Source organism: Rhizobium sp. TBD182, from assembly GCF_001950375.1.
GTDB lineage: Bacteria > Pseudomonadota > Alphaproteobacteria > Rhizobiales > Rhizobiaceae > Agrobacterium > Agrobacterium tumefaciens.
The window spans coordinates 83,147-107,878 of the sequence record NZ_BDLN01000008.1 but is presented as its reverse complement, the minus strand read 5'-3'; the positions used below and the strand labels follow the sequence as shown (position 1 = coordinate 107,878).

Sequence of the window (24,732 nt, the reverse complement as noted above, 5' to 3'; positions counted from 1 at the left end):
CTACTCCTCCGAAAAATGCCGTTCGATGGCGCCGAGCGCGCCGTATTGGACGATGTCGCGATAGGCCGCCCGAAGCGCCGTTACGAATGCCTCATCCGCCTGCCATTCAGGCCCGAAGACGCGACGGAATGTTAAAAACCGGTCGATGACCGCGTCCTGCTCCTCGCCGTTGCCGGTGGGTGCACTCCATTCGGAAAATGCCGGATCGGCCATGACAATTGCCTCTCCCCGCTCGTTCAGCGCTGCGCAGGACCGTATCCACATCGCAACCGCAAAAAGAGCGGCCTTATTCGGCGCGCCTGCGGCACGCAGCTCCGCAAGCGGCGCGAGAATGCGTTGCGGCACTTTCTGTGAAGCGTCAGAGGCGATCTGGGCGGCGCGATGACGAAGGGCGGGGTTGGCGAAACGCTGGCGCAGACCGGCAACATAGTCCGGTCCGCTGACGGCCGGGCTCAATGTCGAACCAACCTCCCGCCAGTAACGGTCGACGTAACCGCGTACACGCACATCGGCATAGATATCGGCGATCGTCTCAAGCCCGCTGCATTGGCCGATTGCGGCCATGGCGGTGTGAGCGCCGTTCAGCATCCTGAGCTTCATATGCTCATACGGCTCGACCTCATCAACGATTTCGGCACCTGACAGCTCGATGCCGGGGCGACCGTGCGGAAAGCGATCCTCGATTACCCAGCGGAAGTAGGGTTCCGCAATTACCGGCCAGGCATCCTCGCAGCCGAGACGCGCCGTCACACGCTCGCGGTCAGTTGCGGTGGTGGCGGGCACGATGCGGTCCACCATGACGCAGGGGCAGGAGAGATTTTCCGCGATGAAGGCAGCGAGATCATTATCGGTGAGACCAGCCATCTCCACCAGAAGACGGTGCAGGATGCGACCGTTGGACGGAAGATTGTCGCAGGAGAGCAAAGTCAGCGGCACAGCCCCGGCGGCCCGCCGGCGTCTTGTCGCTTCCAGCAGAAAACCGAGCGCGGAGCGCGGCTTTTGCGGATGCGCCAGATCATGAACGACATCGGGATGGTCACGAAGAAGCGTGCCCGCCGACAAATCGGCGAGGTAACCCTTTTCCGTGACCGTCAAAGTGACGATTCTGACCCGCGGATCAGTCATGGCTTGCAGCAGCCGCTCCGGATCTTCAGGAGCAACGATGGTCTCGAGGATTGAACCGACAATCCGCAGCGTTTCGTTTTCACCGTCACGCAGGCAGAATGTATAGAGATTGTCCTGCGGCGCGATGGCATCGCGAGTATCGGGGCTGCGCAGCGAGGTAGCGACAATGCCCCAGCCGCTTTCGCCCCGCGCCAGGCAATCATCGATGAAGACGGCCTGATGGGCGCGGTGAAAAGCGCCAACGCCGAGATGCACGATACCCGGTGTCACCGCTTTGCGGTCATAGGCGGGCAAAAGGACGTCGTTTGGCAGATGCGGCAACGCAAGGGACGAGAGGCGTTCTGTCATGGTCATTTATCTCCGTATCTCAGCCGAATTGCAGGCCGCCATTCATGTCAACGACAGTGCCGGTCATGAAGCCGGACAGCGGCGAAGCGAGGAAACCTACGGTATGGGCCACCTCTTCCGGCTGGCAGAACCGCCCGACGGGAATGGCCGCAAGCTGGCGCTGGCGGTCTTCCTCTGACAGTTGCTCCATGATCATCGGCGAAACCACATAGGCCGGCGCGACTGCATTGGCGGTGACGCCGAAAGGGGCAAGTTCGCGAGCGGACGAGTAAGTGAGGCCCACCAGCGCCGATTTCGAGACCGAATAGGCCGTGCCCGCCGTCAGGCCACCGGACTTCCAGGCATAGGACGAGATGTTGATCAGCCGCCCCCAGCGGTTTTCCTTCATGGCGGGAACGACGGCCTGCGTCAGCAGCAGGGCGGCATCGAGATTGACGGCCATCAGCCTGTGCCAGTCATCAAGCGTGGTCGCTCCCAGCTTGTGCGGCGACAGCACACCGGCATTGTTGACGAGAATGTCTATGACCTCGAAACGGTTGGCGACATCTTTCATGACGGCCTGCAGCGCCGTCGCATCGCCGAGATCGACGGCGACGGGATCACAAGCACCGCCAAACCCCTCCGCAAGCGCCGCAACAGCTTCGATGTCGCGATCGAAGGCGATTACCCTCGCCCCTTGCGCGACCAGCGCCGCAACCACGGCACGGCCGATGCCGCCACAAGCGCCTGTCACGAGCGCCGTCTTGTGTTTCAGTTCCATTCTGTCTCCTCCACGTCCACTATCAAATGGATAAATGCTTCCGCTCTTCTTCAGGCAACTGTTCGTAGATCACGAAAACCATATCCAGATGCGTCACCAGCGCCTTTTCCGCACCTTCGGCATCGCCACGGTCGAGAGCATCCACGACTGCCAGATGCTCTTCGATGACGGCGGGCAATCGTTCCGGCTTTGCCCAATAACGATGGAACCGCGACAGGGTCACCTTGGCAGCAAGGATCGCCTGCCAGACACCTTCGCGACCGGAAAACGTGCCGAGCAGGCGGTGAAACGCCTCGTCGGCATGAAAGAAACCGGATGCGTCGTTGGCGGCAATCACTCTTTCCTGCTCGGCGATGACGTCGCGCATCGTACGGCTCATTTCTTTCGTCCACTTCGGCGCGACTTCGCGCAGCAAAGCCACTTCGAGTGAACGGCGGATAAAATGGCTGTCCTGAATTTCGCCAAGCCTGATCGGCGCAACAAAGCTGCCGAGTTGCGGATAGACGTCCACAAGACCCTCTTCCGACAGGCGCTGGATCGCGGCACGCACCGGGGTGCGCGACACCGAAAACTGACGGCAGATCGAGTTTTCACTGATGGGCGCACCGGGCGCTAGGCGGACCTCGACGATCGCCTGACGCAACGCCGCATGAACCTGATCGGCAACCGAGCCATAACGATTGACCACAAGCTCCACGCTTTCGATTCCGGAGCCGGGGGCCTCTTGATGAGCGCCGCGCCCAGTGAAACCGGCATTGGTGTTTTTCGTCATGAACGCTCCCCTTCAAAAGGCGGTCGTGAAAATCTCGTTGCTACTTGGATACAAGTATACTAGTGTCCATGGTGCTTACGCAAGCCGGCTGTTGGGAGAAAGAGCGATTAAGGGAGGTTCCAGTCGCTTTTTTTAAGGAGCAGGCCGTTTCATGGAGGAGAAAAACATGACGTATTTCATGCGCAGCCTCGTCGCTGCCGCAATCATCGGCGCGGGAGCGTGCGGTGTCGCGCAGGCGGCGGACGCCAGCAAGATCGCCCTCGTTCCGGGCGGTCCGCACCCTTATTTCGCCGCCTGGGAACAGGCCGGCAAGGACGCGGCCAAGGACTTCGGCCTGGCTGGCGCCGACTATAAGGTGCCGCAAAAGTGGGAACTGGCACAGCAGAACCAGCTTCTCGAAAGCCTTCTGAGCCAGGGTTATAACGGCTTCCTGATTTTCCCAGGCGATCCCGTCGGCGCGGTCTCGACAGCAGAGGAACTGACCGGCAACGGCGCGAATGTGATTGCTGGCGCCGGATGCTTCAAGGACCCCTCGCCCGCCGCCTTCTGCCTTGGTACCGACACCGGTAATTCCGCTTATCTCGGCACCAAGGAGCTGATCAAGGCGATGGGAACGGGCAAAAAACGCATCGCCCATTTCACCGGCTTCCTTGTGGACCCCAACACCCAGCTTCGTATCGATGCCGTGAAAAAGGCAGCTGACGAAGCCGGCGCCGAGGTCGTTCAGGTCATCGCCGATATCGACGCGCCGGAACCGGCGGAAGAAAAGATCAGCGCCTACCTAGCCGCCCACGCTTCCGAAGTGGACGGCATCGTGACCACAGCCTGGGTTCCTGCGGTCGTTGCCTCCAACGCACTGCGCAAGATCGGCGACAAGCGCATCCACATGGTCGGCATCGACCACGACGAAGTCGTGCTGAAAGCGATCAAGGACGGTTTCGTCGACGGCACGATGCTTCAGAACCCCTATGGCCAGGGTTATATCGGCGCGTTTGCACTGAGCAAACTTCAGGCCGGCTGCAAGGTGAAGGAAGATGCGCCGTTCAAATCCAATGCGCTGACGACCAAGTTCATCGATTCCAGCACCGCCTATGTCGATGCCGCCAAGGTGGACAACTACATCGATGCCATGCGCGCCGAGACCAAAAAGCTGCTCACCAACTTCGATACGACCTATCTGAGCTGCAACTAATCATGCCTCGAGCAATTGCCGGGCGGCAAACGACCGCGCCCGGCAATCTGCCCCGCCAGAAAATATTCTTTCAGGCGGCAGCGCAATGACCAGGCGACCCGCGCAGGCGCTTCGGGCGAACCAATACCGGGACAGTTTCATGACCGTGAACGATACTTTGCTCACAAAGGGCTCGCAGGAGGGCGACAGACGAATGGGGTCCAGCCTTTCGCAAGGCCGCTTTTTTCTGACCAATGAATTCGGCCTCATTCTGCTGATCGTCGTCTTCGCCGTCATTTTTGGCGTCGCGGCCAGCGGCTTCCTTTCGCCTTTCAATCTGTTCACGCTTGGTCGCAGTGCCGCGATCAACATCATGATCGGCCTGTCGATGATGGCGGTGATCGTGACCGGCGGCCTCAATCTTGCCGTTGGAGCGATCGGTGTCTCGGCGGCCATGGCCTGTGGTTATCTGATCGAGGTGCTTGGCGTGCCGTGGCCGCTCGCCCTCATTGGCGGTCTCGCCACCGGCGCGGCGCTCGGTTTCGTCAATGGCTGGACCGTCATCCGCACGGGGCTGCACAGCTTCATCATCACGCTTGCCACCATGAGCATCTTTTTCGGCGTGATGATCTTCCTGACGCGCGCCGAGGCCTACCGTGGCCTACCGCCGATCTTCGCAGCCTTCGGAAAAATGAAGCTCACGACCTATTTCTCGCCGCTGCTTCTCGTCACGCTCGCAACGGCGCTTGCCCTGTCCTTTCTCTACCGACGCACCGTTCTTGGCCGCGAAATGCTGGCGGCAGGCGCACGCCCGGAAGCGGCGGAACTTTCCGGCATTCGGGTCGACCGTATCTTCATTGCCTGTCACATGCTGTCGGGCCTGCTTGCGGCACTTGCCGCCCTGATGCTGGTGACGCGCACGGGGGCCGCCATTCCTTCCATGGCAGGCCAGCTTGGGCAGGACTGGCTTCTGCCAGCTTTTCTCGGCCCGGTTCTCGGTGGCACGCTTTTGCAGGGCGGCAAGGTTTCGGTGCTCGGCACCTGTCTTGGCGCGCTTTTGGTCACCATGCTCACCAGCGGCCTGCTGCTGCTTCAGCTCGGTGAATTCTGGGTCCAGACATTTCTCGGCCTGCTGCTGTTGCTCGCGGTTTTGATGGACAAGGCGCGGCGAAGCTATCTCGCCCGACGCAACCTGGCTTAAGGACTGGACGATGAAGACCGACAACACCCTTCTACGCCTTGCCAGAACCGACTGGTTCGGCCCCCTATTGGTCACGGTGCTGGCAATCGCGCTTATCCGCGGCTTCAGCCCCAACTTCCTCTCTTCCTTCAACATCCAGATTCTCCTTCTTGCAATCGCGGTCAATGCGCTCATCGCCTTTTCCCAGATGATCATCATTGCCATTGGCCAGATGAACCTGTCCGTGGGCGCAATCGGCGGACTGGCCGCAATCTCCTTTGCGGGACTGATGCAGGTCTGGGGGCTTTCGGCACCGATGGCCGCCATTGCTACGGTACTGATCGGTGTTGTCTGCGGCATGCTCAACGGTCTGCTGATTGCCATCACCGGCATTTCCGCCTTCGTCATCACACTGGCGACCCTGTCGATCTACAAGGGTATCAACCTTGGCATCACCCGGGCGGAGCCGTTCTACGGCGTGCCGGGACAGGTGAAAGCCTTCGGCTCGGCACTGCTCGTTGGCCCGGTTCCGTGGCTCGCAGCACCCACCATCATCATCGCATTCGCGCTGTGGTTCATGCTGCGCCGCCAGCCGATAGGTCGCTTCATCCTTGCCATTGGCGGCAACAGCCATGCGGCAGAGCTTTCCGGCATTTCGATCCGCACGACAATGATCGTGGCGCACGGCATTTCCGGCCTTCTGGCGTCGGTCGCCGGCATTCTGCTCGTATCCCGCCTGCAGATCGGCCAGCCTTCCATTGGTGACGACTGGCTCATCCTGTCCTTTGCCGCACCCGTTATCGGCGGTGCGGTACTGGCTGGCGGGCATGTCAGCGTCGGGGCGACCCTGCTCGGCGTCGTCATCGTCGCCATCATCACGCAGGCACTCGTGCTGTTCTCCATCGATCCGTTCCTCGTGCAGGTGGTGCTCGGCGCAATGATCCTCGCCGCCGTTGGCATCAACCGCCTGCGCGAAACGCATCTCGGCAAAAAGACAGGAAAGGCCTGACATCATGGACAAGCAACCTGTTTTTCAGGCGCGCAACATCGAAAAAGTGTTTCCCGGCGTCCGGGCGCTCAAGGGCGTCAATCTTTCGCTGGAGCCGGGATCGATCCACGCGTTGCTAGGTGAGAACGGCGCCGGCAAATCGACGTTGATCAAGGTCATTACCGGCGTCCACCATCAGAGCAGTGGCCAAATCCTTGTCGATGGGCAGGAAGTACGCTTCGGCAACCCGCGCGAGGCCATTGCCCGCGGCATCGGTGTCGTCCATCAGGAACGCAACCTCATCCCGCGCTTCTCGATTGCCGAGAATATCCACATGGAAAAGCTTGGGGCGCACTATCTCAAACCCATCGACTACGCCGCGCTGAACCGCGACGCACGCCGCTGGCTGCAGGCTCTCAATCTGGAAGTCGATCCGGCGATGCCGGTATCCGAGCTTTCCGTTGCGCAAATGCAGCTCGTGGAAATTGCGAAGGCGCTTTCCCTGCAAAGCCGGGTTCTTTTGCTCGACGAACCCACGACATCGCTGACCCCGAGCGAAACGGACAACCTCTTCCGCATTCTGCGCCGCCTGCGCGATGATGGCGCAAGCCTGGTCTTCGTCAGCCACAAGTTGGAGGAGGTTCTCGACATTTGCGACCGGGTGACGGTGCTGAGGGATGGCGAAAACGCCTGCGAAAGCCGGTCGATGGAAGGTCTCGGACGCCAGGACCTGGTGCGCCTGATGATTGGCCGTGCCGAAGGCGGCGGTGGCTGGCGCAAACGCGCGGTCGAGCACAATCCGCTGGTGCTTGAACTCAAAGGTGTTTCTACCGCAATCGGCCATCGCGATGTCAGTCTTTCCGTGCGCAAGGGTGAAATCGTCGGCCTTTACGGGCTGGTGGGCGCTGGGCGCACCGAATTGGCAAAATCGATCATGGGTAAATTCGCCGTCACGGAGGGCGAAGTCCGGATCGAAGATCGCCCGGCCCGCATCCGCTCCGTTGCCGAAGCCATCCACGAATACGGCGTCGGTTACGTCAGCGAGGACCGCAAGGGTGACGGCCTCATTCTCCAGCATTCCGTTCTCGCCAATGCGGGCGTTCCCATCTGGCGCAAGCTCTCAAACGCATTCGGCGTGCTTTCCGACAGCCGCATCCGTGCGGCGGTCACCCCTTTCCTGCAGAAACTTGAGGTGAAGACGCCGAGCCTGAGCCAGACCGTGGGTAATCTTTCCGGCGGCAACCAGCAGAAGATCAGCGTCGCCAAGTGGCTTGCCGCCGACGTGAAGCTGCTGATCGTAGACGAACCTTCTGTTGGCATCGACATCAAGACCAAGGCCTATCTGCACGATCTGCTGCGCGAGCTTGCAGACAGCGGCACCGCCATTCTCGTCATTACCAGTGACATGCCGGAGATGGTGGCACTGGCCGACCGCATTGTTGTCATGGACCGCTATCGGGTTAAAGGCGTGGTCGAAAACAATGGCGTCTATGCCGATATGAGCGAGGGTATCATGGGCTTGATCCATGATGCGGAGCGCGTAACGGCCCTTTCACGTCAGGCATGACGCACGGCCTTGCCGAAGTGTCATCGCAAAAACCGCACGCTGTTCCGGTAGGGCGTCAGGTACCATCGGACGGCTGCTCGAAATCTCTCACGGCACGACGCCTTCTGCTGGGCGGAACGGCGTATTTCTGGGTGTAGCAACGGGTGAAATGGGCAGCGGTCGAGAACCCCGTCAGCAAGGCCACGTCAACGATCGAAAGCGAGGTCTGCTGCAGCAGCTCATCCGCCTTTGCCAGCCGAAGACCACGGTAAAAAGACATCATGGATTGGTCGAAATGGCTGGAAAACAGACGGTGGAGCTGGCGAATACTGCTGCCGCACAATTGGCCCAGCTGCTCCGGCGACAGGGGATCCGCAACATGGGTCGTCATGAGTTCAATGGCAGCTTCGAGTACCGGGTGGTGGACGTTGAAACGTTGGCCGGCGCGGCCCAACTGAGGCTCATCGGCCGTTCTCAAACGCGGATGTATGAACCATTCGCTGACATCGCGCGCGAAGGCAGAACCATGGTCTTTCGCAATAAAAGCCCCCATCATGTCAATGGCGGCAACGCCGCCCGCGCAAGTGTAGCGATCGCGATCGATGACGTAGAGCGCACGCTCGATCAGGAGATCGCTGGCATATTCACTAAGCGGATCGATGTGGGTCCAGTGAACGGTAAAACGTCTGCCCGTCATCAGACCGGATTTAGCAAGGATCGCCGCGCCGCCGGAAATGCCTCCGAGCTTGACACCCCGCTGGTTGAGCGTGCGCAGGTTGCGCACAAGTGCCGGATCTTCATAGAGCATGGGATTTCCGCCCGCGACGATGAAGACCAGATCCAGCTTCTCAGACAAAGCCCGCGAAACGGGCGCGGTATCAAAACCTCCGCCTGACGTGGATGCGCCAAACCCGCCATTCGCCGAATAAAACCGGCAATGGTAGAGCGTTTTGCCGGCAAGGTGATTGGCCGCGCGCAGCGGCTCAACCGCCGCAGCCAACGACATCAGCGCATAACCCTCAATGAGTATGAACCCGATCGACATCGACCCTTCGGCGTGCATGACCTGCTCCAAGACAATCCCCAGGGCAAGCTTAGCCGACTTGGCCAAAATGGACAATAATGCGTCCGTCACGGATAAAAAAATCGTGCGGTATCGCGCTATAAACTTGGACAACCGCCCTGTTTTCGAGGAACACAGATTTGCGCTATTCGGCTCTCCAGGTTTTCAAACAGGCCCTGACCGGCCACAAGGGCTGGCGCCCACTGTGGCGGAACCCCGATCCGCAACCTCATTACGATTTCATCATTGTTGGCGGTGGCGGTCATGGACTTGCAACGGCCTATTATCTAGCCAAGACCTTCTCCAAGTCGCGGATCGCCGTTCTGGAAAAAGGCTGGCTGGGATCAGGAAACATCGGGCGCAACACCACGATCATCCGCTCAAACTATCTGCTGCCCGGAAACGAGCCATTCTATGAGTTTTCGATGAAACTCTGGGAAGGGCTTGAACAGGAATTCAATTTCAATGCGATGGTAAGCCAGCGCGGCATTGTGAACCTGTTCCACACCGACGCGCAGCGCGATGCCTACCGCCGTCGCGGCAACGCCATGCTGCTGGCCGGTGCGGACGCGCAACTGCTGGCGCAAGACGATCTCCGCGCTATGATCCCGTTTCTCAATTTCGACAATGCACGCTTTCCGATCAAGGGCGGCCTTTACCAGCGCCGCGCTGGAACTGCCCGCCACGATGGCGTTGCCTGGGGTTACGCGCGTGGCGCCGATCTGGCAGGGGTCGATCTTATCCAGAACTGCGAAGTCCAGGGATTTCGCATCGAGGATGGAACGATCAAGGGCGTGGAAACCAGCCGTGGCTACATCGGTGCCGGAAAGGTCGGCGTCGCCGTGGCGGGATCGACCGGCCGCGTCATGGCCATGGCGGGCATGCGTCTGCCTATTGAAAGCCATGTGCTGCAAGCCTTCGTTTCGGAAGGGCTGAAGCCGACCATACCGGGCGTCATAACCTTCGGAGCAGGCCATTTCTACGTCAGCCAGTCCGACAAGGGTGGCCTGGTCTTCGGTGGCGATATCGACGGCTATAATTCCTATGCCCAGCGCGGCAATCTGCCCGTCATCGAAGATGTCGCCGAGGGCGGCATGGCGCTGATGCCGATGATCGGCCGGGCGCGCCTGCTGCGCATATGGGGTGGCATCATGGACATGTCGATGGACGGTTCACCGATCATCGACCACACGCCTGTGAAGGGCCTCTATCTCAATGCCGGCTGGTGTTACGGCGGCTTCAAGGCGACGCCGGCCAGCGGCTATGCATTCGCGCACCTGCTGGCCACGGATACCCCGCATAATACGGCCAAGGCCTACCGGCTCGACCGGTTCGAAAAGGGCTATGTCATCGACGAAAAGGGCGCCGGTGCCCAACCGAACCTTCACTGAGGCTTGAACAATGCTGATCCCTCACCCACTGCTCGGGCCGCGCGACGCTCAGGAATTCACCTATCTCGGCGATGCCGCCCTGTTGCGTCGACCGGACGGAATGGCCGAGAGCGCTGCGAAAGACTTCAACGATTATGTCTATCTGCGTGACAATCCCGCCGGCCTGCATCGGGAACTGTGGTTTCACGAACAGGGTGATCGCAGCTGGCTCGTGGTCACGCGAAACACCGTCACCCATGAAATCCTCGGAGCGGAACTCGCAAACGAGGTGGCGCTCCGTCAGAAGGCAGATGAAGCATGAGACTGAAGGACGGCTTGATCGACCGCAGCAAGGTGCTGCATTTCACCTTCGATGGAAAGAATTATCAGGGGCATCCCGGCGACACGCTCGCCTCGGCACTTCTGGCAAACGATGTCCGCCTGATGGGGCGCAGCTTCAAATATCATCGCCCCAGAGGCGTGATCTCTGCCGGCTCAGAAGAGCCGAATGCGCTGGTCGAATTGCGCACGGGATCGCGGCTGGAGCCGAATACCCGCGCCACGACGGTCGAACTGTTCGACGGGTTGGAGGCGAAAAGCCAGAACCGCTGGCCGTCCCTGTCTTTCGATGCCCTTGCGATCAATGATCTGTTTGCCGATTTCCTGACCGCAGGCTTTTACTACAAAACGTTCATGTGGCCGAAGGCGTTCTGGGAAAAGCTCTATGAGCCCGCCATTCGCAAGGCTGCGGGACTTGGAAGCCTGTCGATGAAACCGGACCCCGACAGTTACGACAAGGGGTTCCTTCACTGCGATCTGCTGGTCATCGGCGCCGGAGCGGCCGGTCTGGCTGCTGCCCTGACCGCGGCGCGTGCCGGTGCCAAGGTTATTCTGGCGGACGAGGACAATCGCCTCGGAGGTCGCCTGCTTGCAGAGAGCCACCTGCTCGACGGCGCCCCTGCAACCGACTGGATCGGAACGCTAGAGGCGGAGTTTTCAACCCTGCCGAACCTGCGCGTCATGCGCCGCACCACGGTTTTCGGCTCATTCGACCATGGCATATTCGGTGCGGTCGAGCGGGTTTCCGACCATCTTGCCGCACCTAAGGGCGTACGCCAGTCCCTCTGGCGCATCACTGCAAAGCGCACGGTGCTTGCCGCCGGGGCGACAGAGAGGCATATCCCGTTTAAAAATAACGACCGGCCGGGGATCATGCTTGCCGGTTCGCTGCGTGCCTATGCCAATCGCTGGGCAGTCAGTCCGGCAGGCAGGGTCGCAATCTTCACCAATAACGATGACGGCCATCGGACCGCTGTCGACCTGGCTGCGAAAGGTGTCGAGATCGCCGCAGTCATCGATCCGCGCCCGGATGCGCGGGCGCTTGCGGAATACCGCCTGATTGCGGGGGCGACAGTTACCGGCAGCAAAGGCAGGCTGGGGTTGGTTTCCATCGATGTCCGCAAGGATGGCTATGACGAAACCATCGATTGCGGTGCGCTTGGTATCTCCGGGGGCTGGAACCCCAATGTTCATCTTACATCGCACCAGCGCGGTCGCCCGTTATGGGATGACGGGCTACAGGCATTCCTGCCCGGTGACGTACCCTCGCATATGCTCGTTTCAGGGGCCGCGGCCGGCAAAGGCAGCACGGGGGCGGCGCTGATCTCCGGTGCATCCGCTGCCATAACGGCTCTGGAGCAAATGGGGATCGCCGCATCCAGGCCAGCCCTGCCGGAGGCCGAGGATACGCAAATCGGCATCAAGCCCCTGTGGCATGTGCCGGGGAAAGGGCGCGCCTGGGTCGATTTTCAGAACGACGTCACGGTCAAGGACATCAAGCTCGCCCATCAGGAAAACATGCGGCCCATCGAGCATCTCAAGCGCTGGACAACGCTTGGTATGGCAACTGACCAGGGCAAGACATCGAATGCCACCGCATTGGCAATCATGTCCGAACTGACGGGCAAATCGATACCGGATACGGGTACGACGATTTTTCGCCCTCCCTATACGCCGGTTTCGATGGCGGTACTCGGCGGCGGCGACACCGGCGCACATTTCCGTCCGCGCCGCCTGACACCCAGCCATGCCTGGGCTGAAGCGCATGGCGCCGTTTTCGTCGAAGTCGGTCAATGGATGCGTGCCCAATATTTCCCTCAAGCCGGGGAGACCCATTGGCGGCAATCCGTCGACCGCGAGGTTCTGGCCACCCGAAAGGGCGTCGGCATCTGCGATGTGACGACGCTTGGCAAGGTGGATGTTCAGGGCGCCGATGCGGCTGAATTTCTCGACCGTCTCTACTGCAATGCAATGAAGAGCCTCAAGGTCGGCATGGTCCGTTACGGCCTGATGCTGCGGGAAGACGGCCACGCCTATGATGACGGCACCTGTGCCCGTCTGCGTGAGGATCATTATATCGTCACCACGACCACGGCCCAGGCCGGCCCGGTCTATCGTCACATGGAATTCGCCCGCCAATGCCTGTGGCCGGAATTGGATGTGCAATTGATCTCGGCAACGGATGCCTGGGCACAGCTCGCAGTCGCCGGTCCGAACGCCCGCCGCCTTATCGAACGCATTGTCGATGGTTTCGACCTTTCCAACGCAGCCTTTCCCTTCATGGCCTGCGCCGAACTGACGGTTTGCGCGGGATTGCGAGCACGGCTGTTCCGGATCTCGTTTTCAGGGGAACTTGCTTACGAGATTGCAGTCCCCGCCCGTTACGGTAATGCCCTGATGTCCCGGCTGATGGAGATCGGTGCGGATCTTGGAGCCACCGCCTACGGGACGGAAGCGCTTGGTGTCATGCGTATCGAAAAAGGCCATGCTGCCGGAAACGAGTTGAACGGCCAGACGACGGCGCAGATGCTGGGCATGGGCAGGATGGTTTCGGCCAAGAAAGACGCGATTGGTACCGTCATGACTCGCCGCGAAGGGCTTGTCGGCGAAAGCCGGGTGCTCGTCGGCCTGCAGCCGCTTGCGGCAACGGACCCTGTGGTGTCAGGTTCACATCTGTTTACCCGCGGCGCCAGCCAGAATACCGAGACCGATCAAGGCTGGATCACATCCGCCTGCTATTCGCCCAACCTCGGTTTCAGCATCGGTCTTGGTTTCCTTGCCGATGGTGCAAACCGTATCGGAGAGATCGTCGTCGCGGCCAACCCCTTGCAGGGACAGTCGGTCGAATTGCGTGTGGTCTCGCCCCATTTCATCGACCCTGAGGGAGAGAGACTCCGTGCCTGATTTGAAGCCGACAACCGCACTCGGCGCGCAAACTTCGCGGCGCGCCCACCATGGCACGCTGCGACTTGAGGAAAATTCGGGGCTTGCCCTCGCATCGCTCAGCCTGCGCCGCAACGTCAAAGAACCGGTGCCTTTTGACCTCACCTTGCCGGGTCCCGGAAAATGGGTCCAGCAAGGCACGGTTTCAGCTTTTTGGACGGGGCCGGGCCAATGGCTGATTGAGGCCGCAGACCGGGCCGAAACGGATTTCGCCGCAGAACTCGCGAGCCTTTGCCCTTCCTGTTCCGTGACTGAACAGACCGATGGCTTCGTCGCCTTCGAAATCGAGAGCGACGCAGGCGAGGCGCCGATTGTCGCGCTCATGCAGAAGCTGGTGAACCTCGATCCCTCGGTATTCGGGCAAGGGGCCGCCACGCGCACAGGCATGGAACATATGAGCGTTTTCGTCATCCGGCGCGCGCCGGACCGCCTTGCCATCCTCGGCATGCGCTCCGCTGCGGAAACACTGTGGCATGTGATCGAGACTGCGATCCGTCGTCAGGCGGAACTTCTTGGCGCTGCCGCATAAAGCGGGACTGCAAAGCCACCAGACCGTTTTTTGCCAATCGTCGACGTGTACGGGCGAACTGTGTCGTGTTGACATGGGCGCATCGGGATCATCTCGAACGGTTACCGTTCTGAGCCATCAGTGAATAATCGCTCTGACGACGGCGCAAATCATATTGTCGCAAAAATCGACTAGATGGGCTATCGCCGCCTGTGAAAACGGCCGGACTAGTGCAGCGGAAATATGAGGTTATCGTAGTGACAAGCGACAATGTTCAATATTTTTCGGCAACACTCTATTTTGACGACGGCGCGACCAGAGCCTGGACTACCGGTCTCGAGCATTTCGGCCAAGCGAATTTGCTCTTCGACACGTCGTCGGATAACCAAACGGAGGCTCTTCTTGCCGTATTTGGGCTTGGACATCTCGCCGTCCACGGAAAATGCTTCAAGGCGGGCGAAGCCGTAACCTCATTCGACCTTCTTGCCCGGTTTGAATCCGCCGAGATGGGCGGGCAGCCCATGCTGCGGATTGTCAAACACGAAGCCGGCCAAACTGTATTGAATCGGCCGGGCTAGCAACAACAGAGCATTTTCATCCCCACTATGGAAATGCCGTCTTTCGCCACGCTTTCTTTGCGGTCGGATGACGAGTTTTGTTCTGGCGAGCTGGGGAAAACGCTTCGCGTATATCGACAGGGCGTGAATTATGGTGCTCCAAGGAATGGCAAAGCCTGACGCAATCTCTTCAAACGGACGACAGGCAAATTCCAAGGGACGCCAATGTTTGCATTCACACCTTTCCTTCGCGGCACCGTCGTAATGTCCGTAGCCATTACGGCGCTTCATGCCGGTAGCGCTTCGGCTGCCGAAATCGATCCCGCATTCTATGATGCGGCCCTGTGCAATCCGCCCTATTCGATGACATCGGCGACCGAAATTTATGATGCCGCCGAAAAACTTGCAAAGGCCGACACATCGTCTTTGGGCGCGGCTATCTATAAGCTTCCGAACCAGATCGGCCGCGATGGGTTTGAGAGTGACGAAGTCTTCTTCGCCAATGGCGCAGTCGGTGTTTTGATCAAGGGCCAGCGTGCCGATGCTCTGGCAGCGAAATATGATTTGAAACCGGAAACCTCAGACCTGATGGGTACATCGAGCAAGGGTTATGCCCGGCAGCTTCCGCAGGACCAGCAGCCGCCTGAAGGTCTGGCTGGACCGGGAAAAGTCTCCATTGTGGCGCGCGAAGGTGCGGCACTTGGCGACAAGACCCTGTTGGCGTGCGAATTCGCAGCGGACTGAATGGTGGCGAAGCACTGCCAATCCTAACGCCTTGACTAACAAATGTAATTGCCGCCCGCATACCGCTTTCACAGCTCTTCTGCTGGCGGGCGGCTACATATTCATATCGAGGTTTGTTTCATACGCCGGCCTGATCGCCCAGGCCGGCGCCGCTTGGAACAATCTCAGGATTTCGCCTGAGCGCCCTCATGGAAATGGATAGGGGCGTGGTGCAGATAGTGCGCAACCTTTCGCTTGGCGGCGATATCGGTCCAGACGAAACGGACATTGTCCTCCGTCAACCCGGTCGCCGTGGCGATCTCGGTTGCAGGCATGCCGTGTTCCAGACCGTAGAGGCAGATATCCATCTTGTCGTAAGGAAGCGCGAAATAGAACTCTTCCTGCGTCTGCGGCATGGAATAGGTATCCGTTGTCGGCGGGCGGGAGCGGATTTCCTGCGGGACGCCGAGATGGGCCGCGAGTTGATAGACCTGTGATTTGTAAAGATGGGCGATCGGCTTGATGTCGGCAGCGCCGTCGCCGTTCTTGACGAAGAAGCCCTGGTCGTACTCCAGCCGGTTCGGGGTTCCGAGCACCGCGAAGTTCAGGCGGTCGGCGTGATAATATTCGAACTGCTTGCGCGTGCGCTGCTTCATATTCGTCGCCGCAACGATGCCGAGATAGGCTTTTGCGGAGAGGCGAACCTTGCGCGTTTCGCCCGATGGCGAACGGACGACCAGCGAGGAAATATTATAGGCACCGGTGCTCATGGCGTTGTCGAAGACGATCTTGGAGGCCCAGCCCGGCCCGTATTCAGGGACAACCTCGCGGATGAAGCCATCGCGCCTTTCATAACAACCCATGGCGGCAAGCGAAGGGCCGATATCTTCCAGCACGCAGTCCATACCCAGCTTCGTCGCCAAAGCCTGCCCCAAGCGCAGGCTTTCCGGGTCGGAATCGTTTTCCGGCATGAACAGGCCAATAACATTTGCTGCCCCGAGCGCGTGAACGGCAAGTGCGGCGCAGACGCTGGAATCGATACCGCCGGAAATGCCGAGCACCAGCCCGCGCTTGCGCAGGTTGAAACGAAGCGACTGGCGGATTTTTTCCGCGATACGCTCTACCTCCGCCGCCGCATCAAGTTCAAGCGGCGAGAAAGGCAGGCTCTGTGCATTGTTCGTCATCGATTGTTCTCCGTATCTTGAGCAGCGAGGCGGCGACTGACCTTGCCGGTATCCGTCGTCGGCAGGAAATCGCGAAATTCAACCAGTGTTGGCACCATGTGGGTTTCGAGGTGCAGAGCGCAGTAGCGCATGACGTCTTTTGCGGTGATCGCCTCGTCGGATGCGATCACGATCGCCTTCACCGCCTGACCGAAAACCTCATGCGCAACGCCGACGACCAATGCGTCCGAGACGCCCGGCATGGCTTGCAGAACGGCCTCGACCGCCTGCGGCGCAACCTTTTCGCCACGCGACTTGATGATATCGTCCTTGCGGGCAACGAAGGTGAGATAACCCTCGGCATCGCAGGTAAACAGGTCGCCGGTGTGAAGACGCGTCCGGCCCGTTGCGGCATCAACGCGCAGCGCGCGCGCTGTGGCAGCCTCGTTGCGCCAATAACCGCGCATGACGTGCGGCCCGCTGACCACGAGTTCGCCGACCTCTCCGGGCAACAGGCTGTCTCCGTCCTTGTTCACCACCGCGATGGCAGTGCCCGGAATGGCGATGCCGACAGAACCGCGTTTCCTGTCGAGGTCTTCCGGCGGCAGAAAGCTGATACGGGTACACTCCGTCTGGCCATACATGCAAAACAGGTGCACATGCGGCAGAAAGGTCCGCAGCCAGTCGCTATGGGTGGGCGACAGGGGTGCAGCGGCAGCGGTGACGTAGCGCAGGCTTTCAAACAGCGCCGGCGGCAGATCGCGCGTCTGCATCATGATGGACAGCATGGTCGGCACCAGCGCGAAGCCCGTGATCCGCTCGTCGCGGATACGCTCGAAAATCAGATGCGGATAGGCGAAGGATTTCTCGATCACCAGCGTACCGCCGACGAAAACGCTGGAAAGCAGCTGGTTCAGGCCATATCCGAACGAAAGCGGCAATACTCCGAGCAGAATATCTTCCGGCCTATTGCCGAGATACGAGGTAATCGAACGGACGGCCGCATCCATGTTATCATGCGCCAGCATCACGCCCTTTGGCTCGCCGGTGGAGCCAGATGTATAGATGATTACTGCCAGATCGGTATCGAGCAGGTTTTGCGGCAGCGCGCCTATCGGTTCCTCGAGCATCGCGTCAAAATCGACACCATCGGCCGTCGGGTTCGGCGCGCCGGAAACGATGCGCAACAACGGAGAAGAACCGGCCGCATCCGAAACGACCTTTTCCAGCCGGGCCTCGGCAACCACCGCAAAGGGCGTACAACTGTCCAGAATTTGCGAAAGGCGTGCGGCCTTGGACGATGGGTTGATGGGGCAGGCAACAGCGCCCGCCATCCAGCAACCGAAAACCGCAACCGCCTTGCGCCAGCCATTGTCCAGCACAAGGACGACACGGTCTCCCGGGCTTGCGCCTCGCGCTATCAGAGCAGTGGCGAAAGCCTCGCTCATCGTCTTGAGTTCGCCGTAACTCAGGCGCGTCTCACCGGCCACCAGCGCCGTCTTGCCGGCATGGCGCTCCGCACTTCGATGCAGGTAGTGGTCGATACGCAATTGGCGCTTCCCGAAATTTCAGGCGGTCTGCTTGCGACCGATGAAGGCGGCGATGTTGTCGATCGTATCGAGATTGGCCGGTACGATATCGCCGTCGGCAACGCGGACGCCGTAGCGTTCCTCGATGAAGCTCACCAATTCGAGAATTCCCGTGGAATCGACCATGTCATTGTCGATCAACGAAAGATCGTCGCCAAACGGCCGGCTTTCGTCACCGAACAGAAAGTTTTCGATGATGAAACCGCGAATTTCGGCTTTCATGCCGGTGCTTTCATTGGTCATTTGGAGCTTCCTTCGATTTTTTGCGATGACATTGTGGAATTCTGGGTCGTGGCAGCATGCAGAAGCTGGGTCGAGAGTATGCCGACGAAGGCGGCGTTGTCGCGAAAGCCGGTAGCCTGTTTTTGCCGCACCTTGGTTGTCAGCTTTTCCACCGCCTGGGCATGGAACAGGCCGGTGGTCCTCACTTGACCGGTGGAAAGTACGGTGTCGAGATAGCCGGCATCCGCGAAGGCTTCAGCGTCGGGCGCGCGATAGGGCTGCTTGGGTCGGTTTAAGATCGCATCGGGCACCAGCTCGGCTGCAGCCTGTTTAAGGATATATTTTTCCTTCAGACCGTGCAGTTTCGCCTCGGGATGGAGCGCTGCGGCAAAGTCCACCACACGGGGATCGAGGAACGGAAACCGGCCTTCCACTCCATTTGCCATCATGACCCGGTCTCCCTGACTGGACAGAATATAGCCGGGCAAGAGAAATGCTGTCTCGAGGTACTGCGCCTGATGAAGCGGATGCCAGCGGCGGAAATCCTCCGGCAACTGCGCGGCAAGATCGGCCGCAGCGTCGTAGTCGCCAAGCTGCGCTTTCAATTCCGCTGAAAAGAAGATTTTCGCCGCCGCCGTAGAGCGCAAGCGCGGCCGATGGGAAAACAGCGGTTCGTCGGTGGCTTCTGCGCCGAAGGAGAAGAAGCGTGCCAGATAATCCGGCGTCTGCTGTTTCAGCCCCGGAAGGTAGGGATAAAGCCGCTGGAACAGTTTCGGCCGGCGAGCAGATTGCGGCTGGCGGCTGCAAAAGCGCCGTACCCGCGCTTCGCGGAAAATATCGTAGCCAGCGAACAGCTCATCAGCACCTTCACCGGTCAGCACCACCTTCATTCCCCGTTCGCGCACATGCCGGGAAAGCAGGTAAAGCGGCACCGGTGCTGTGCGAAGAATGGGCGTCTGCACGTGCTCCATGACCTCAGGCATGTATTGCGCTATGTCCGCAGTTGAGCACTCCGTGGTTTCGGATGCGACGCCAAGATGCTGGCTCATTGTTTTCTGCCAGATACTTTCGTCGTGCTCCGCACTTTCGAAGGCCAGCGAAAATGTGCGCAGGCCTCGGCTAACGCTTTGCGCAGCCAGGGCAGAAACGAGGGAGGAATCGAGCCCGCCGGACAGATAGGAGCCGACAGGCACATCGGCGCGAAGCCTGATCCGCGTTGCGTCGGCCAGAAGCGCCGTCAGCTCTTCCACCTGCGCGCCTAGGCTTGCCGGCGGCGCCATGTCCTTGCCGTCAGGATAGGAAAGCTGCCACCAGCGCCGTACCGTGGACGCGCCATCGCGCAGGATCATCAGATGACCGGGCGGCAATTCGTGAATGCCGCGAAAGGCGGTGCGCGGCGGCAACGGGAACCAGAAGGTGAATATCTGATCCAGCGCCACCGGATCGATCTCGGCCTTCATTCCCGGCAACGCCAGAAGGGCCCCGATCTCGGATGCGAAATAAAACGTACCTTCATGCCACGTATAATAAAGCGGCCGGACACCCATCCGGTCACGCGCAAGCACCAGCGTTTCGTTGCGGGCGTCGTGCAGGGCGAAGGCAAAATCGCCGTTGAATTCGTTGAGGCAATCCAGCCCCTTGTCGCGATAGTCATGCAGGATGACTTCGGTGTCGGAGTGGGTGCGGAAATGGTGGCCGCGCGCGGACAGCGTTTCGCGCAGTTCGACGTGATTGAAGATTTCACCGTTGAAGGAAATGGCAAGATCGTCTTCGACGGTGCGCATCGGCTGCGCGCCATCTGCAATTCCCACAATCGCCAGCCGTGCGTGGGCAAGGCCGACATCGCCGCGCAGCAGGGCTCCATGCGCATCTGGACCACGATGCTTAAGACGCGACGCCATCAGCGCAAGGCGCTCGTTTGCGCGCTCGGCCGGCATGTCGTGTCGATAAAATCCGGCAATTCCGCACATTACTCGACCGCCTGACCAAAGCTGTCACCGATGAGGCGCGTCCAGCTTTCACCGCAAAAGCCGTTAAAAAATGCCGTTCCATCCGTCGCTGCCTTGAGGAGGTCCGCATTGCGCGAATGCACGATGGTGGATGACGCATGCAGAAACGTGCATTTCTTACCGAGCATCGCCCGCAGCAGTGCCGGCTGGGTGCGACCTCTGATGGCCGCGAGACCACGATCATAGGCATTGCGGATCAGCCGGTCGATCACGATCTGCTCCTGCCCGGGCACGGCCATGATCTGCAGCGTCCGGCCGATGCCCGTTGGATTGCCGTGGTAAAGAAAAAGCCCCACCGCCCTGCCGCCGCGGGCCCTCACAATCCGCTGGACTGGTTCGCCGTGCAGACGTTTGCGTTTGGCGTGTTGGAGCATGTGCAACAGGCTTTCCTCGGTCCAAACGGGATGGAGCGGAAAGTGGCCGACGAGTTCGCGTGCCAGACGCGCGAATTCGGTATCGCTCGCGTCGTCGTCGGTAAAGCTGTCCACCTTGTCCGGATGTGATGCGTAATAGGATAATGCTCGCCCATGGCCACGCGCCGAAATGGTGCGGTCGATGATCTTGCTGAACGGCGTCAGCGCGCGGAAAGTGCTGGAGAAACGATCAGCGGCTATTTCCAGCCCGAATGAAGCCGGGCGTAAAATCCGCAGCCAATCGAGACTGTAGGAGGCGAGCAGCTGGCCGCGCATCGTCTTCCACATATCGGCGGAAACGTCGTTGATCGTCTCCCCGAATGTCAGCTCCTGAGGTCCACCCAAAACTTCGCGCAGCAAACGCGCTCCGGCAAAGGGATCGGTCTCACGGTCTTCAGCGACAAAGGAAGAGCAGACAGCGGCCTGTATGTTCCGGCCATTAAGTTCCATTGCCACGGGCAAAACGCCCAGAAATCCAGACACGCGGCCATCGTCGCGCACATAGACCTTGGAGTGAATATCCGGATTTATATTTGAATTTTCGAGAAAGACGGCGCGCAAATATGAGGTCAGATCATCTGTCGCGGCCCCATCTTTCTTCCGCAAAAAACGGTGAAACATGTCAGCCACGGACACGAGATCGTCCGCAATAAATGAGCGTATTTCAGACATACTCGCCGCTTCTTGCCGGATAGATATTTAATCGAAAGTAATTATCATTCCTATTCTGCCGCAGGCGTATTAATCAGAAGTTATGTGCCGGCGTTTTTTCGCGTGATTGTGGCGTTTTGCAAAGAATTTGACGGGTAATTTCAACCCTAGAGCGCGTCCGGTTTCAACTGAATTCGGTGGACGCGCTCTATATCTTTGGTTTCAAACGTTTTTCCGGACGTAAAAGTCCTACGTCCGGAAATACTTTAGTATTGGACAGACAGGGAATCGATTGGCGCAGCTTTCGGCGGTGCGAACTTGGTCAGATCGATACCTACCACGGCGGCCTTGTATTCCTCAGCGCTCGGTGTGCGGCCAAGGATTGCCGACAGTACCACGACAGGGGTCGAGGCCAGCAGCGATTCACCCTTCTTCTCGGCAGTGTCCTCAACAACGCGGCCCTGGAAGAGACGGGTCGAGGTTGCCAGAACAGTATCACCCTTCTCCGCCTTCTCCTGGTTGCCCATGCAAAGGTTGCAGCCCGGGCGCTCCAGATAGAGGATGTTCTCGTATTCCGTCCGGTTGGCAGTCTTCGGCTTGAGATCATCGAACTCGAAGCCGGAATACTTCTGCAGGATTTCCCAATCCCCTTCCGCCTTCAGCTCGTCGATGATGTTATAGGTCGGTGCCGCGACCACGAGCGGCGCCTTGAACTCGACCTTGCCTTCGGCCTTCTCGATGTTCTTCAGCATCTGGGCGACGATCTTTATGTCGCCCTTATGCACCATGCACGAACCGACGAAGCCCAGATCGACCTTCTTGGTGCCGCCGTAATAGGACACCGGACGGATCGTGTCATGGGTGTAGCGCCGGGAGACATCGGTGTTGTTGACGTCGGGGTCGGCGATCATCGGTTCGTCGATCACGTCCAGATCCACGACGACTTCAGCGAAATATTTCGCATTGTCGTCAGGGGCCAGAGCGGGCTTTTCGCCCGAGCGGATTTCGGCAATACGCTGATCTGCCTTGGCGATCAGGCCCTTCAGTGTCTGGGCGGCATTATCCATGCCCTTGTCGATCATGATCTGGATACGCGACTTGGCGATTTCCAGCGACTCGATCAGCGTCTCGTCTTCAGAGATACAGATCGACGCCTTGGCCTTCATCTCGGCCGTCCAGTCGGTAAAGGTGAAGGCCTGGTCAGCGAGCAGCGTGCCGATATGGACTTCGATGATGCGGCCCTGGAAAACGTTGTCGCCATGCTGCTTCAGCATCTGCGCCTGCGTCGCATGGACAACATCGCGGAAGTCCATATGCGGCTGCATCTTGCCCTTAAAGGTGACCTTGACGGATTGCGGGATCGGCATGGTCGCCTCGCCCGTCGCCAGTGCCAGCGCCACAGTGCCAGAGTCGGCACCGAAGGCCACGCCCTTGGACATGCGGGTGTGGCTGTCGCCGCCGATGATGATCGCCCAGTCGTCCACGGTGATGTCGTTCAGCACCTTGTGGATCACGTCCGTCATCGAATGATAGACGCCCTTGGGGTCGCGGGCAGTGATGACGCCGAAGTTGTTCATGAAGGACATGAGCTTCGGAATGTTCGCCTGCGCCTTCTTGTCCCAGACGGAGGCCGTGTGGCAACCCGACTGGTACGCACCATCCACCAGCGGCGAAATGACGGTCGCCGCCATCGCCTCAAGTTCCTGCGCCGTCATCAGACCGGTCGTGTCCTGCGAGCCGACGATGTTGACCTTCACGCGCACGTCGGAGCCGGCATGCAGCACCTTGCCGGGCGTGACGCCAACGGCATTGCGGTTGAAGATTTTCTCGACGGCCGTGAGGCCCTGGCCTTCGATTGAAATTTCCTTGTTGGGCGCAAAGACCGGGGTGGCCTCGACGCCAAGCGTTTCAGCCGCAAACGTCTGGAGCTTCTTGCCGAAGACGATGGCATAGGAGCTGCCTGCCTTCATGAATTCCATCTTCTGCGGTGTGAAGGAGGATGAGAGATCGACCAGTTCCGTGCCGTTCTCGTCACGAAGCTTGTAGTTCTTGGCGTCGATCTTCAAAACGGTGCCGGTCTCAACCGAATATTTCTGCTCCAGAACCGGATTGCCGTCATTGTTGAGGATAGGCTTGCCGTCTTCGCCGAGTTTCTTCACCCAGTTCTTCAGGTTGATGCCGATGCCGCCCGTCACATCGACAGTGGTGGCGAAGATCGGCGAAATGCCGTTGGTGCCAGCAACGATCGGGGCGAAGTTGACGAAGGGCACATAGGGGCTGGCCTGCTTGCCGGTCCACAGCGCCACGTTGTTGACGCCCGACATGCGCGACGAGCCGACGCCCATCGTGCCCTTTTCGGCGATCATCATCACCCGCTTGTCGGGATGCTGCTTCTGCAGCGCGACGATTTCCGCCTGCGCTTCCGGCGTGATCATACACTGGCCGTGCAGCTGCCGGTCGGAGCGCGAATGCGCCTGGTTGCCAGGGGACAGAAGATCGGTCGAAATATCGCCTTCGGCGGCGATGAAGGTCACGACCTTGATCTCATCCTCGACATCGGGAAGCTTGGTGAAGAACTCAGCCTTGGCATAGCTCTCAAGAACGCCCTTCGCGACGGTATTGCCCGCCTTGAAGGCATCACGTAGCCGGAACATGTCAGCGTCATAGAGGAAGACCTGCGTCTTCAGCACTTCGCCTGCCTGCTGGGCAAGCCCGGCATCATCACCAAGGGCGATGTCGAGCAGCGCTTCGATGGAGGGGCCACCCTTCATATGCGACAGCAGTTCGAGGGCGAAAGTGGGCGTGATCTCCGGAACGACAGTTTCGCCCAGAATGATCTGCTTCAGAAAGGCGGCCTTGACGCCGGCAGCGCTCGTGGTGCCTGGCAAGGTGTTGTAAATGAAGAATTTGAGGGCATCCGCGCGATATTCGCTACCGGTATCCCTGATCAAGGCAATGATTTCGCCGGTTAATCCGCCATCGTCGATCGGCTTGGGAGCGAGCCCTTGAGTTTTTCTGCTTTCGATCTCAGCCAGGTAATCCAAGTAAAGGTTCATCGCAATCCCAACGTCATGAGGTGTATGGCGCCGAAACGCAGCGCCACGAAACACTATTGTTAATCGGCCCAGGGTCCTATCGATTTCGAGTACGTCAACCAGGGCCGGAAGGCAAGATAGCGCACTCTGTTTCTGTTTTCGATAACGGGACAGGAGAACATGCGGGCAGGCATGCCGTCTGCCGTCGTGCCCTCAGGGATGCGCCCGGCATTCCTCCCCGCGGCCTGCCGTACGCG

General features: G+C 59.6%; 20 protein-coding genes. 10 read left to right on the top strand and 10 right to left on the bottom strand.

Annotation, left to right across the window (positions count from 1 at the left end; genetic code table 11):
* The 3 genes from T18_RS20820 to T18_RS20810 are packed head-to-tail and all read right to left on the bottom strand — an operon-like array spanning position 1 to position 3,005.
* Positions 1-1,473 carry a mannitol dehydrogenase family protein gene (locus T18_RS20820; protein WP_038495874.1) on the bottom strand — a complete coding sequence of 491 codons (1,473 nt, stop codon included), beginning with the start codon at positions 1,471-1,473 and terminating at the stop codon, positions 1-3.
* 19 nt (positions 1,474-1,492) lie between these two features.
* Positions 1,493-2,233 (bottom strand): SDR family NAD(P)-dependent oxidoreductase, encoded by a 741-nt coding sequence (locus T18_RS20815; RefSeq protein ID WP_003518213.1) that lies wholly within the window; start codon positions 2,231-2,233, stop codon positions 1,493-1,495.
* 22 nt (positions 2,234-2,255) lie between these two features.
* Positions 2,256-3,005, bottom strand: coding sequence for a GntR family transcriptional regulator (locus T18_RS20810; protein ID WP_025595124.1), 750 nt, complete (start codon positions 3,003-3,005; stop codon positions 2,256-2,258).
* A gap of 151 nt (positions 3,006-3,156) precedes the next feature.
* On the opposite strand from T18_RS20810, the gene T18_RS20805 reads away from it, so the two are divergent.
* The 4 genes from T18_RS20805 (at position 3,157) to T18_RS20790 (ending at position 7,911) form a co-directional block, all read left to right on the top strand.
* Complete coding sequence (locus T18_RS20805) at positions 3,157-4,197, top strand: sugar ABC transporter substrate-binding protein (RefSeq protein ID WP_038494837.1); 1,041 nt, start codon at positions 3,157-3,159, stop codon at positions 4,195-4,197.
* Positions 4,198-4,336: 139 nt separating this feature from the next.
* A complete protein-coding gene (locus tag T18_RS20800) occupies positions 4,337-5,377 on the top strand; it encodes an ABC transporter permease (RefSeq protein ID WP_038494834.1) in 1,041 nt (346 codons plus the stop codon).
* A gap of 10 nt (positions 5,378-5,387) precedes the next feature.
* A complete protein-coding gene (locus tag T18_RS20795; protein WP_038494831.1) occupies positions 5,388-6,365 on the top strand; it encodes an ABC transporter permease in 978 nt (325 codons plus the stop codon).
* A 4-nt stretch (positions 6,366-6,369) separates the two neighbouring features.
* Positions 6,370-7,911, top strand: a complete 1,542-nt coding sequence (locus T18_RS20790; protein ID WP_038494827.1) for a sugar ABC transporter ATP-binding protein — start codon at positions 6,370-6,372, stop codon at positions 7,909-7,911.
* Positions 7,912-7,966: 55 nt separating this feature from the next.
* Here T18_RS20790 and T18_RS20785 read toward each other — a convergent pair whose 3' ends face one another.
* The gene (locus T18_RS20785) at positions 7,967-8,953 is read right to left on the bottom strand and encodes a GlxA family transcriptional regulator (RefSeq protein WP_038494825.1); all 987 of its coding nucleotides are present in this window, start codon (positions 8,951-8,953) and stop codon (positions 7,967-7,969) included.
* 140 nt (positions 8,954-9,093) lie between these two features.
* On the opposite strand from T18_RS20785, the gene T18_RS20780 reads away from it, so the two are divergent.
* From T18_RS20780 to T18_RS20755, 6 genes are all read left to right on the top strand, one after another.
* Entirely contained in the window at positions 9,094-10,344 is a 1,251-nt protein-coding gene (locus T18_RS20780) for a sarcosine oxidase subunit beta family protein (RefSeq protein WP_038494822.1), read from the top strand.
* 10 nt (positions 10,345-10,354) lie between these two features.
* Positions 10,355-10,645, top strand: a complete 291-nt coding sequence (locus T18_RS20775; protein WP_003518230.1) for a sarcosine oxidase subunit delta — start codon at positions 10,355-10,357, stop codon at positions 10,643-10,645.
* Complete coding sequence (locus tag T18_RS20770; protein ID WP_019566865.1) at positions 10,642-13,566, top strand: sarcosine oxidase subunit alpha family protein; 2,925 nt, start codon at positions 10,642-10,644, stop codon at positions 13,564-13,566. Before T18_RS20775 ends, T18_RS20770 begins: the two co-directional genes overlap by 4 nt.
* Entirely contained in the window at positions 13,559-14,134 is a 576-nt protein-coding gene (locus T18_RS20765) for a sarcosine oxidase subunit gamma (RefSeq protein WP_019566864.1), read from the top strand. The genes T18_RS20770 and T18_RS20765 overlap by 8 nt, the downstream gene beginning before the upstream one ends.
* 236 nt (positions 14,135-14,370) lie before the next feature.
* Positions 14,371-14,691, top strand: coding sequence for a hypothetical protein (locus tag T18_RS20760; protein ID WP_233284967.1), 321 nt, complete (start codon positions 14,371-14,373; stop codon positions 14,689-14,691).
* A 204-nt stretch (positions 14,692-14,895) separates the two neighbouring features.
* On the top strand, positions 14,896-15,414 hold the full coding sequence (locus T18_RS20755; protein ID WP_019566862.1) for a hypothetical protein: 519 nt from the start codon (positions 14,896-14,898) through the stop codon (positions 15,412-15,414).
* 164 nt (positions 15,415-15,578) lie between these two features.
* Here T18_RS20755 and nadE read toward each other — a convergent pair whose 3' ends face one another.
* The 6 genes from nadE to T18_RS20725 all read right to left on the bottom strand — a co-directional run bounded on the left by nadE (position 15,579) and on the right by T18_RS20725 (position 24,496).
* Positions 15,579-16,577: an NAD(+) synthase gene (nadE, locus tag T18_RS20750; RefSeq protein ID WP_038494818.1), complete on the bottom strand. Its 999-nt coding sequence runs from the start codon at positions 16,575-16,577 to the stop codon at positions 15,579-15,581.
* A complete protein-coding gene (locus T18_RS20745) occupies positions 16,574-18,106 on the bottom strand; it encodes a class I adenylate-forming enzyme family protein (protein ID WP_038494815.1) in 1,533 nt (510 codons plus the stop codon). Before T18_RS20745 ends, nadE begins: the two co-directional genes overlap by 4 nt.
* 18 nt (positions 18,107-18,124) lie before the next feature.
* Positions 18,125-18,388, bottom strand: coding sequence for an acyl carrier protein (locus T18_RS20740; protein WP_003518245.1), 264 nt, complete (start codon positions 18,386-18,388; stop codon positions 18,125-18,127).
* Complete coding sequence (gene asnB, locus T18_RS20735; protein ID WP_038494812.1) at positions 18,385-20,337, bottom strand: asparagine synthase (glutamine-hydrolyzing); 1,953 nt, start codon at positions 20,335-20,337, stop codon at positions 18,385-18,387. The genes T18_RS20740 and asnB overlap by 4 nt, the downstream gene beginning before the upstream one ends.
* Positions 20,337-21,272, bottom strand: coding sequence for a hypothetical protein (locus T18_RS20730; RefSeq protein ID WP_233284966.1), 936 nt, complete (start codon positions 21,270-21,272; stop codon positions 20,337-20,339). Before T18_RS20730 ends, asnB begins: the two co-directional genes overlap by 1 nt.
* 434 nt (positions 21,273-21,706) lie before the next feature.
* Positions 21,707-24,496, bottom strand: coding sequence for a bifunctional aconitate hydratase 2/2-methylisocitrate dehydratase (locus T18_RS20725; protein ID WP_019566858.1), 2,790 nt, complete (start codon positions 24,494-24,496; stop codon positions 21,707-21,709).
* Between the last annotated feature and the right edge of the window lie 236 nt (positions 24,497-24,732).